This window comes from Methanomethylovorans sp., from assembly GCF_041305605.1.
In the GTDB taxonomy this organism is placed as follows: domain Archaea; phylum Halobacteriota; class Methanosarcinia; order Methanosarcinales; family Methanosarcinaceae; genus Methanomethylovorans.
Genome location: NZ_JBFYLB010000019.1, coordinates 18,885 through 30,241, shown reverse-complemented (window position 1 = coordinate 30,241; position 11,357 = coordinate 18,885). Strand labels below are relative to the sequence as shown.

Below are 11,357 nucleotides of genomic sequence, written 5' to 3'. Positions count from 1 at the left end.
ACCTCATTTCCGTTACTCCAGAGGCAAGAAGCCGTAAGTTTTAAGCAACATCAAAACAAACTATAACCTTGCCTTTGGGCAGTAGGGGGTTCAAGTGTTCCGTCAAGATCTCTGAACCCCTTACACAAAGCACAATATTTGTAATATGTTATATAGTTAACTTATTTGCAAATCATTTTTATATTCAAGAAAAAAAAATCACTCCTTCTTTTTCATTAAGAATCAGATCGTGCAATAATATCTAAAACTATACTTATTGTATTCTTTGTGTAACTATTTATTCAGTGTCTACTGCATGCTAATTTTCTTGAGAATATTTAAGTTCCTAACTCTTTCCTCTGTGCATTAGCTCCATTATCTATTGAGTATAACATTTTTCATATATTCAAGAAAAAATATGGCACTAACTTCTCTCATCTCCATGAAAGCACTAAAATAGTACCACACAGATAAACCACAGCACCATGAGCAAGATGACCCCTGCCATGCATCAGTATTATGCGGCAAAGGAAGAGTATAGTGATGCCCTGATCTTTTTCAGGATGGGGGATTTTTACGAGTCTTTCGGGGAGGATGCGAAGACCATTGCCAGGGAGCTGGAGATCACTCTCACTACCCGGGGCAAAGGGGAGGATGGCAAGAACATGCCCCTTGCGGGCATACCGTATCATGCCATTGACACATATCTGCCCCGCCTCATCAGGAAAGGCTACAAAGTTGCCATCTGTGAGCAGCTTGAAGATCCCAAACTAGCCAAAGGCGTTGTGAAAAGAGGCGTTGTGCGAGTGGTCACACCCGGCACAGCCATAGACCCATCCATGTTCAGTGATGCCACTAACAATTATCTCATGGCGCTCTCAGGAAAGAATGAGGATTTCGGTATTTCCTTCCTGGATGTGTCTACGGGTGAGTTCATGGCAACCCAGTTCTCCGATGAGCCACCCTATGACAGGATAGCCAGTGAAGTAGCCCGTATGCTGCCTGCCGAATGTATAGTTCCACTACACCTATACGGGAACGAGCACCTCATGCAGCGTCTTGAGGAACTGAAGGTCATAGTGCATGAATTCGATGAGATCGCCTTCGATACTACCAATGCAAGAGAGCATCTGAAGCAGCATTTTAGAGTTTCCACTCTGGAAGGAATGGGTTGCGATACCCTCCCCCAGGCGATAGCCGCTGCCGGGGCTGCCCTTAACTATGCCATTACCACCCAGATGAGGGAACTGGGACATGTACAATCCCTGTCCACATATTCCGAATCCGAGTTCATGATCCTGGATTCCATAACCCTGCGCAATCTTGAGATTGTGCATAATGTCCGGGGCGAGGGTAACGATACATCCCTTTTGAAAATACTTGATCAGACCAGCACGCCCATGGGTGGTCGGATGCTGAAGAAATGGTTGCTAAAGCCTCTGATCTCCGTCAGCGAGATAAATGAACGACTGGATGCTGTGGAAGAGTTTTCCGGCAAGACGCTGGTGCGTTTTGATGTACGTTCTCACCTTGCCTATGTGAAGGATGTCGAGAGGCTTGTAGGCAGGGTCATGTATGGAAATTCCAATGCACGGGACCTGGTAGCATTGAAATTGTCCCTGGAGGCAGTGCCTCTGCTGATCCAATGTATGGAAGACGATATTTCTTCCTGCCTTATCAGAAGCATAATAGAGGAACTGCACGGTTTTGAAGAACTTGGTTCTCTTGTGGAACTCATTGGCAATGCCATTGTTGAGGAACCACCGTTAAGTGTGCGGGAAGGGGGCATGATCAGGACCGGCTATAATACGGAACTTGACAAGCTCAAAGGCCTTTCCCGTAACGGCAAAAAGTGGGTGGCTGATTTCCAGCAAAAAGAAAGGGAAAGGACAGGCATTAAATCCCTTAAAGTAGGGTACAATAGGGTGTTCGGTTACTACCTGGAGGTCACCAGTTCCAACAGCTCGCAGGTGCCGGATGATTATATCCGCAAACAGACCATGGTCAATGCCGAACGTTTCTACACCCCGGAACTCAAGGAAATGGAGACTTCCATCCTCACTGCAGATGAGAAGGCACATGCTCTGGAATATGAGATGCTGGGCGAGATCAATACTACTGTAGCTTCGTATTCTAAACAGTTACAGAGGGCTGCTTTCCTGATAGGGCAGTTCGATGTGCTCATGAACCTTGCGGAGGTGGCCGTGCACAATAACTTCGTCAGGTCGGCAGTTACCAGTGATTGCAGGATACTTATCAGGGATGGTAGACACCCTGTGGTGGAAAGTACCGTTCCCGGTGGTTTCGTGCCTAACGATACTGAGATCGATTGCGAGGATAACCAGTTCCTGCTCATCACCGGTCCCAACATGGCAGGTAAATCCACATACATGCGCCAGACAGCCCTCATTGTCATCATGGCTCAGGTAGGTTCTTTTGTGCCTGCTTCTTATGCCTCCATAGGTATAGTGGACAGGGTCTTTACCAGGGTAGGAGCTTTTGACGACCTTGCCAGCGGGCAAAGTACTTTCATGGTGGAAATGGTGGAACTTGCCAACATCCTCAACAATTCCACCCCAAAAAGCCTGGTGCTGCTGGACGAGATCGGCAGGGGTACGAGCACTTACGACGGTTATAGTATCGCAAAGGCCGTAGTGGAGTATATTCATAATAAGAGTAAGGTGGGTGTAAGGTCCATGTTCGCCACCCATTACCACCAGCTCACTGAACTGGAAGGCGCTCTCAAGAGAGTAAAGAACCTGCATATTGCGGTGAAAGAGGAAGGAGATGACCTGGTGTTCCTGCGTAAAATAGTGCCAGGGGCCACGGACAGAAGCTATGGTATTCACGTAGCAAGGCTTGCCGGTGTGCCGCATGCTGTTACTTCCCGGGCAAAGGAAGTGCTCAGGGAGATCGAAAGTGAGAGTGCCATCAACCGGGAGGGCAGGCCAAAAAAAGGTAAGGGTAAAAGTACTGCCAGATATACTCAGCTCATGCTGTTCGATGGCGGAAGTTCGCCGAAAGCGGATGTGAAACACCCCGTACTGGAAGAGCTAAAATCGCTTGATGTTAATACTCTTACTCCTGTGGATGCCCTGAACAGGCTCAATAGCCTTAAGAAATTACTGGATGAAAGTGGGGAATGATATGGTCGATGATGCATGTGATGTGGACAGCAACAGGATACACCTGCTGGATGAGGTCACTATCAGCAAGATCGCTGCCGGTGAGGTAATAGAAAGGCCCGCGTCTGCAGTGAAAGAACTGCTTGACAATTCCATCGATGCAGGAGCCACTGAGATAAAAGTGGAAATAGAAGGTTCAGGTGTCAAGAGGATATCTGTCAGGGACAACGGTTGCGGTATGAGCCATGTAGATGCTTCTATGGCTTTCAAGAAACATGCCACAAGTAAGCTCACCAGCATCGACGATCTGGAAACTGTCCGCACACTGGGGTTCAGGGGCGAGGCTCTTTCCTCAATGGCTGCAGTTGCAAAAGTCACACTCATAACCCGCAGGAACCGGGATGTAGCAGGTACAAAAGTACTAGCAGGCAGCGATGGAGTAGAGTCCATATCTGAAGTAGGTGCTCCTGTAGGTACTACTGTTGATGTGGCTGACCTGTTCCACAGTACGCCTGCACGGAGGAAATATCTGAAAAGCAGCCGCACTGAACTGGCCCATATCACTGATATCCTTACCAGCTATGCCATAGCCCATCCAGATATCTCTTTCACTCTCCTGAACGAAGGCAAGATCGTTTTACGCTCTCCTGCTACTGCTAATATGTTCAATAACATCGTGCATATCCATGGTGCGGAGGTTGCCAGGTCCCTGGTGCCCGTCGTGTGGGAAAATGATCTTGTGAAAATATCAGGCTACATCTCCAAGCCTGAGCTCAGCCGTAGCGGTTCTGATCTGCAATTCTTCTATATCAACGGGCGCAGCATCTCTTCAAAGGCCATAAGCAATGCGTTAAGGCTTGGATACTACACTCTTCTTCCCAAGGGTAGGTATCCGGCAGCTTTCCTAAGCCTCAAGATCGATCCTGCAATAGTGGATGTGAACGTGCATCCTCGTAAAACTGAAGTGAGGCTAAGCCATGAAAAGGAGATCCTGGAAGCTATTACTGCTGCTGTGGAGAAAGCTCTAAGTTCTACTCATCTTGTTCCAGAGATAAAGGTAAAGGATAAGCCGTCTCCTGCTCAGACAGTGTTGTACGAAAAAGAAGATGAGGAAGACAATAAGTTACAAAATAAAGTGCATATGCCGTCTCGTGTTCTTGAAGAGCCTGCTCCTTATCATCCTCCTGCAAAGGATACTGAAAGACGGCTCAAAGCAAGTTCACGCCTTCAGTCCAGGCTGGAAGCATCTCCCCGTGAAGAAGAAAGTGCTTTTGTTGCAGATGATGTGAAGGTAATGGGGCAGTTTGAAGACCTATATATCGTTGCAGAGGTGGAGAGGAAACTGCTGTTGATAGATCAGCATGCAGCTCACGAGCGTGTCATGTATGAACGTGTGTTGGATTCCAGGGATATGGGATGGCAGGAGCTTCTGAATCCTGTGACACTGGAACTTAATCCCAAGGAGAAGGTCATCCTTGAAGAGTTCATTCCGTATCTGGAAGAAGTAGGTTTCAGTATATCCGAGTTTGGTCCGAATACCTATGTAGTTACTACTGTGCCTACGATATTCGGCAGGATGGAAAGTCCCGATGTAGTACACGACATAGTGTCTGATCTGCTCTCTGTTGGCAGGATCAAGGATGATACGGAGATATACGATCATGTTTTCAGTACCATGGCATGCAGGGCTGCCATAAAGGCTGGTGCAGTATGCAATAAGGAACAGATGTCTGATCTGATACGACAGTTAAAAAAATGTAAGAATCCATACACATGTCCTCATGGCCGTCCTACTATGGTATCCTTTACAAGGGAAGAGCTGGACCGTATGTTCAAAAGAACAGGATGAATTCGCTACTTTTATAACTTTGGACCACAATTGAGTTTTCGATGATAGACCCGGTGAACAAATCCAAGATCCCAGACGAGTGGGTTGCGCGTTCCGATGTACCCAGGGACGAGCTCATAAAAGGTATTGAAAGTGGAAGACTTGTCCTCTTAAGCGATGGTTCTGTGCTCAGGAGGGGTTATACCACCGGGACAACAGCAACAGTCGCAGCCAAGGCCGCAGTACTTTCTCTGCGTAAGCCAGTCTCTCATGTATCTGTACCTACACCTGTAGGGCTGAGAGCGGAGGTGGATGTACATGCCGTCAATGGTCATGCAGTTGCTATGAAGATCTATAATGATCATGAATCTGATATCACTCGCGGCCTTGAGTTCGTGGCGGATGCCAGAGAGGTTGATGGTATCGTTATTCGGGCGGGAGAGGGTATCGGTATCGTTACAAGGGACGGTCTGGAGTCAAAGAAAGGTTATCCGGCTATCAATCCCAAACCCATGGAACAGATCAAGGCAGCTATTGCCGAAGCTGTGGAAGAACTTGGTCTGCAGGGTGCCGAGGTCACTTTATCACTTCCCCGAGGGGCTGAGGTTGCCAAACAGACACTTAACAGCCGTATAGGTGTGGAAGGGGGTATATCGATTCTGGGTACCACTGGCTTCGTGGAACCCTGGAACGACCATCTGGGTGAGATGAAAGAGGATCTGATACGCAATGCTGATAAGGTAGTGCTCACCACTGGCAGGATAGGTATACGTTATTCCACCATGCTGTTCCCCGGATATACGGTTGTGCTTGCAGGTAGCCGTATCTCCGAAGCTGTAGCTGCAGCTAAGGGTGATGTTATTATTTGTGGGCTCCCCGGTCTTGTCCTCAAGTGGGGGGACTCGAATATGCTTGTCGACAGCGGTTATGCCACAGTGGTGGAAATGCTGCAACTAGACCCAGAGAACGAGAGGCTCAAGAAGGCCTTTGATATGGCCGTGGAAAAAGCCCATGGTGCAAGGGTTGTTGTTGTAGACAGGGATGGTACTGTGCTTATGGATAGCGGGGAAAAGGCATGATCATTGTAGGCGTGGGCGTTGGTCCCAATATGCTGACCCAGGAAGCCATTGATACCATTAGTAACGCTCCTGTGATCTATGGTTCAGGCAGGTCCATCGAGCTTGTGAAAGACTTCATCAAGTGCGAAGCCCGCATTATTAAGAACTACAGGGAACTCCATCTGCTGCCTGCAGATGCTGTGGTGCTCTCCACAGGCGATCCTATGTTCTCAGGGCTTGGGAAGTTTGCCGGTGAAAACGACAAGGTGATTACGGGCGTCTCATCAATTCAGGCTTCATGCGCCCGTTTTCACGTAGAGATGTCAAATCTTGCTATGATTACGGCACATGGGCGTGATCCATCGCCCGCCAGGGAGGCCCTCATAAGAGAAGTCGAACTGGGAAAGGATATATTCCTGTTGCCCGCAGAGAACTTTGGTTCGCAGGAAGTAGCAGCCTTGCTGCAGAAAATGGGTGTTGAGGCAAAGATCTGCCTTTATGAGAACATCGGCTATCCGGAAGAAAAGGCGGTAGTTGGTTCCGTACAAAATCCTCCGCTTGCGGAGTCTGATATGTACTGTCTTCTGGTAGTGCAGCACTGAGTTCGATTTGACTTAGGTGTTATACTTTTTTATATGTCCATCTCCTTTCTATAATATTGATTAAGTTATTAGGTATATCTATCTTCTTTACTACTAAACCTTTAACCGTTTGAAACAAGAATCGTTACCTTTATGTATAATAACAAGTAAGTCACATTTATCTAAATCAAATTAACTTGATTATCTAGTTGGAAAACGATAGGAAGGTGACAATTATGCATATATTCGAAGGTTTTTTGCCATCACCCTGGTGGCAGTTATGGTTCGTCTTCTCCATACCTGTTATCATGTTCGGCATGTATCGGTTGAACAGGCTAGTGAGTGAACGCAGGGAGGTAGTGCCTCTGTTGGCAGTGGCCGGAGCTTTCATCTTTGTACTTTCATCTCTCAAGCTCCCTTCGGTCACAGGCAGTTCGTCTCATCCTACTGGTACAGGGATGGCAGCCGTACTTTTTGGTCCGGCGATAACATCTGTGCTCGGTCTCATTGTTCTTATCTATCAGGCCCTGTTCCTCAGTCATGGGGGAATAAGCACACTGGGAGCTAATGTTGCATCCATGGGAATAGTCGGTCCGTTTGTTGCCTACGCATTCTACAAGGCTGCTGCAAAGGTCAATATGAACTTTTATCTCAACATATTCCTGGCGACCGCAATAGCTGACTGGGTGACCTATTTGGTAACCTCTACAGAGCTAGCGTTGGCTTTCCCGGCTGGTGGTGCTCTCACGGTCTCAGGGTTCCTGTCTTCGTTCACTGCATTTGCAGCAGTGTTCGCCACTACTCAGGTGCCTCTTGCCATTATGGAAGGTGCGCTCACAGCTCTCATTATGAAGTATGTGGTGCAGGTAAAGAGCGATGTACTTGTGAACCTGCATGTTCTCACATCAGAGGCAGTGAATAAGCTCAAGGGGGCTATGGCATGAAGTTAGAGTACATCGTAGGATTTATAGCGATTCTTTTCGTGGCCCAATTCTTCTACGGGCTTGCAGCAAATCCAGGGTCAGAGTTCGGGGGTGCAGATGGTGCAGCAGAGGACGTGATCTCAGGTATTGACCCTACTTATGAGCCATGGGATCCGGGTTTCCCTAAGTTTGAGCCACCAGGCGGGGAAACTGAGAGCCTGCTCTTTGCTCTTCAGGCAGCCATAGGTGCCATAGTCATTGGTTACTTCTTTGGCTACTACAGGGGAAAGAACCAGTCAGGTCAGTAATGGGCTTCATACGAAGTCCATTTTGATTTTCTCAACTAAAATCCTTTTTTATACCTTTTTCTTATTATATTTTAAAGTAGCCATTACAAAACGGAAACCTTATCTAATATAACTCTCAATCCAGCTTGGAAAGAAGCTTTTTTATAAAAACAAATTTGCTTGATTTAAAAAGAGGTAATTCAGGAAACATTATGACCTATATACTGGACGACTACGCCCTAAACAGCCCTCTGCGCGAAAAGAACAACTGGCTCAAGATCACCATAACTGCTTTCGGAATACTTGTGGGCGTATCCTCCAATTCTCCTGTCACGCCTTTTGTAATAGCTCTTTGCATGGGTATTGCAACCATCCGTTTCAGTAAGGTACCTGTAAGGTTCTATCTTAAAATACTGGCTGCACCTGCAGGATTTGTGCTGATCAGCGTAGTGATCATTGCTTTCTTTTCAGGAGCTGGTAGTGAAGTTTTCGGTTTTGATCTGTTTGGGCATAGGCTTGGAGTCAATACCGGAGGTCTGAACATGGCTTTCGTGGTGTTTGCAAGGACTATCAGCGGCATGTCTTGCCTTTTTTTCCTCTCGCTCTCAACTCCCATGATAGAACTTTTCTCCGTATTGAAAGCAACCCGTTTCCCGGACTCCTTCATAGAGATAGCTATGATGATGTATCGCTATATTTTTGTCTTTATGGAGGTGGCTATGGGTATCAAGTACGCCCAGACTGTCAGGCTGGGCTACAAGGATTTCAGGACTTCCTTCAGGTCTATGGGAATGCTGGGAACATCTCTTTTCATAAGGGCATGGGAGCAGGGAGAAAAGCTTTATGTTTCTATGAACTCAAGGTGCTATGATGGCAGGCTCATATTGCTGGAAGAGGATCGCCCCATAAAGAGGTCTGAAGTGGCACTTACGTCCGTATATTTTATCTTAGTGCTTGTAGTTTTCTATTCCACAAGGAACATCCTTCTTATCTGAGGTATATCATGACAATCCTGGAAACCAGAGATCTTGTATACAGTTATCCGGACGGTACAATTGCCCTGGACAACGTGAGCGTCAGGATAGATATGGGCAAAAAAATAGCCTTTGTAGGCCGTAATGGTTCCGGGAAATCAACTCTCTTCCTCACTCTTAACGGAACCCTGGTCCCAAAGAAAGGTGAGGTGCTGTTCCATGGTGAACCTGTGAAGTACGATGCAAGATCTCTGCGAGAACTTCGCAAGAACGTGGGTATCGTATTCCAGAACTCCGACGACCAGCTTTTTGCACCCAGCATTTACCAGGATGTGGCTTTCGGTCCCACGAATCTGGGGTATTCCAAGGAGAAGGTCAACTCGGTGGTGCAAAGTACCCTTGATTATGTGGGACTTAACCCGCTCAAGAAAAAGCCTCCGCACCATCTGAGCGGTGGCCAGAAGAAGAGAGTTGCCATTGCGGGTATTGTTGCCATGGAACCGGAAGTCATCATTCTCGATGAGCCGCTGTCCAATCTTGATCCTGTGGGTGCGGACGAGGTAATGGACCTTCTCAACGAACTTAACTACTTCGGCAAAACAATAATCATCTCGACCCATGATGTAGACCTGGCCTACAGATGGGCGGATTATGTGTTCATTATGACCAATCACCAGATGATCGGTGAAGGAATACCTGAGGATATTTTCAGGAACGAGGAACTGCTCCAGAGAGCATACCTGAGAAAGCCTCAGATACTTGAGGTGCATGAGGAACTGCGCAGACGCAGTCTTGTCAAGGCTAACGGCTGTCCCAAGGATATACCGGGGCTTGTCAGGATACTGAAAGAGCCGGAACTGATGTGGGTAAAAGTGTCTCCGGATGTCAAGGTAGGGGATAGCGTCAACTTAGGGTTGCTGTACGGTGAGTTCGCCCTGAACTATCCCATGGAGGCTGTGAACGGCAAGGTGCTGCACATACATGAGGATTGTATGGCAATAGTGGAACTGAGTAGACGTTATGTGCGTGCAGGCTCCATCATGATCTATGACACTGACCATCATGATGCCGGTTTTTTACAGCTCTTCATCGCTCAGGGAGATGTGGATACAGTGGGTGCCATGGGCAAAAGGAGCAAACTCATAGCTGAGAGAGACAACATACACCTTGATATTACCTCAGGAGTGATCGACCGCTCCATACTCAATGCCCTCTGCGGACAGAGGTGCCTTATAATCACACATGGTGGAATGATATACCATGCTTTTGAACGCATCACCCAATATATTGGAGAAAGCGGTATCAATATTCATGTTGATATCATAAATGAGAATGGAGATATTTCCTCTCTTGCAACGGCCTGTACTGGGCAGGTATCATGCACCCAATCCTCGGAAGAACACTCGGCATAACATAGTTACAGGTCCAGATAAGTTCTTTTGAGGAGCAAAGCGTCTCCTTCGTTATCCGGGCTTTCGGATATTACAAGGCCCGTTACCCGGAAGTCCTTGAAAGCCTGTAAGAGTTCAACGTACCTCAGATCGGATTCTTCCAGTTTGAGATGATTCTTTTCTCCCTTTGGTCCATATTCGATGCCTGAAATATGTACATGCATGTTTTCCAGAGCTTCCCTTCCCAGCACGTTTTCGACCTTTTCAAGTACAGCACTGAACTCTTTATAGGAGTTCTCTTTCCCATTACTTCTCGCGTGCAGATGGGCAAAATCGATGCATGGCAGTACTCTTTCAAGCTGGATGCACATGTTTAGAGTCTCATCAAGGCTACCGAATTGTGTAGGTTTGCCGGTGGTCTCGGGTCTTAGCACCGTATCGATTCCTTCTTCGGCCATTCTTACTGTAAGTTCCTGCAGTTTTCGCTGAACCCGGGGAAATACGTCTTCAGGCTTATCTTTCTGATAATAGGCGGGATGAAATACTATCGAGCGTGCTCCACAGATGGAACCTATGAGTGCAGAGTCATATATTCTCCTGATGCTGGCATCTATCTTTTCGGGTTCTGAAGAGTTCAGGTTGATATAGTAAGGTGCGTGAACACTAAGAGATACGTTCTCAGACGTGGCTATTTTCTGCACTTCCTTTGCAGAGGTGGCACCCATCTTCACTCCGCGCACGAACTCTATTTCCATGCAGCCAAGTCCAAGTTCCTTCACTCTGCGGATACCTTCCACAGTGGTGCCTTTGGTGCTGGAGTAAGGTGCACCGGCTGTGCCAAAGAGCAATTCTTTCTGGCTCATCAGACTATGCCCAGATGCTGTTTGAGATCTTTCATGCGCTGTGCAGAGATCTTCTGCTCGACCAATTCCATTATAGTAACGATGTCTTCAGGTTCAAGGGAGCGTATGTCTTCTTTGTTCTCCAGTGCAAGTTTCACAAGGTAGTCCAGCTCTTCTGCATTCAGGCGCTCTATTCTCTCCCGGAAGTCCTCTGCAGACTCTGCTATTTTGTGGGACAAAGGTCTTAGAATAAAAGGATAATTATGCCCCCCTGATGATATTGTGTTTCCTTTAAGCTCAGGTGCAACCTTGCTGAATATCTGCTTGTCCATATCGTTGAATACTCTGCTCATGGATTTTAGTTGTAAA

10 protein-coding genes are annotated in these 11,357 nt (G+C 47.2%); 8 read left to right on the top strand and 2 right to left on the bottom strand.

The window, feature by feature from the left end; all coding sequences use genetic code 11:
* Positions 1–464 precede the first annotated feature (464 nt).
* From mutS to ACCM36_RS01480, 8 genes are all read left to right on the top strand, one after another.
* Positions 465–3,125 carry a DNA mismatch repair protein MutS gene (mutS, locus tag ACCM36_RS01515; RefSeq protein ID WP_370571934.1) on the top strand — a complete coding sequence of 887 codons (2,661 nt, stop codon included), beginning with the start codon at positions 465–467 and terminating at the stop codon, positions 3,123–3,125.
* A gap of 1 nt (position 3,126) precedes the next feature.
* Positions 3,127–4,953 (top strand): DNA mismatch repair endonuclease MutL, encoded by a 1,827-nt coding sequence (mutL, locus tag ACCM36_RS01510; protein ID WP_370571933.1) that lies wholly within the window; start codon positions 3,127–3,129, stop codon positions 4,951–4,953.
* 41 nt (positions 4,954–4,994) lie between these two features.
* A complete protein-coding gene (locus ACCM36_RS01505) occupies positions 4,995–6,011 on the top strand; it encodes a cobalt-precorrin-5B (C(1))-methyltransferase (RefSeq protein ID WP_370571932.1) in 1,017 nt (338 codons plus the stop codon).
* Positions 6,008–6,592, top strand: coding sequence for a cobalt-precorrin-7 (C(5))-methyltransferase (locus ACCM36_RS01500; RefSeq protein WP_370571931.1), 585 nt, complete (start codon positions 6,008–6,010; stop codon positions 6,590–6,592). Before ACCM36_RS01505 ends, ACCM36_RS01500 begins: the two co-directional genes overlap by 4 nt.
* Before the next feature lie 215 nt (positions 6,593–6,807).
* Positions 6,808–7,515 (top strand): energy-coupling factor ABC transporter permease, encoded by a 708-nt coding sequence (locus ACCM36_RS01495; protein WP_370571930.1) that lies wholly within the window; start codon positions 6,808–6,810, stop codon positions 7,513–7,515.
* Positions 7,512–7,802, top strand: a complete 291-nt coding sequence (locus ACCM36_RS01490) for an energy-coupling factor ABC transporter substrate-binding protein (protein WP_370571929.1) — start codon at positions 7,512–7,514, stop codon at positions 7,800–7,802. The genes ACCM36_RS01495 and ACCM36_RS01490 overlap by 4 nt, the downstream gene beginning before the upstream one ends.
* Positions 7,803–7,993: 191 nt before the next feature.
* Positions 7,994–8,776 carry a cobalt ECF transporter T component CbiQ gene (gene cbiQ / locus ACCM36_RS01485; protein ID WP_370571928.1) on the top strand — a complete coding sequence of 261 codons (783 nt, stop codon included), beginning with the start codon at positions 7,994–7,996 and terminating at the stop codon, positions 8,774–8,776.
* Between the two features lie 8 nt (positions 8,777–8,784).
* Positions 8,785–10,167, top strand: coding sequence for an energy-coupling factor ABC transporter ATP-binding protein (locus ACCM36_RS01480; protein WP_370571927.1), 1,383 nt, complete (start codon positions 8,785–8,787; stop codon positions 10,165–10,167).
* 5 nt (positions 10,168–10,172) lie between these two features.
* Here ACCM36_RS01480 and ACCM36_RS01475 read toward each other — a convergent pair whose 3' ends face one another.
* Positions 10,173–11,009, bottom strand: a complete 837-nt coding sequence (locus tag ACCM36_RS01475) for a TIM barrel protein (protein ID WP_370571926.1) — start codon at positions 11,007–11,009, stop codon at positions 10,173–10,175.
* Positions 11,009–11,341 carry a hypothetical protein gene (locus ACCM36_RS01470; protein ID WP_370571924.1) on the bottom strand — a complete coding sequence of 111 codons (333 nt, stop codon included), beginning with the start codon at positions 11,339–11,341 and terminating at the stop codon, positions 11,009–11,011. The genes ACCM36_RS01475 and ACCM36_RS01470 overlap by 1 nt, the downstream gene beginning before the upstream one ends.
* Positions 11,342–11,357: the final 16 nt, after the last annotated feature.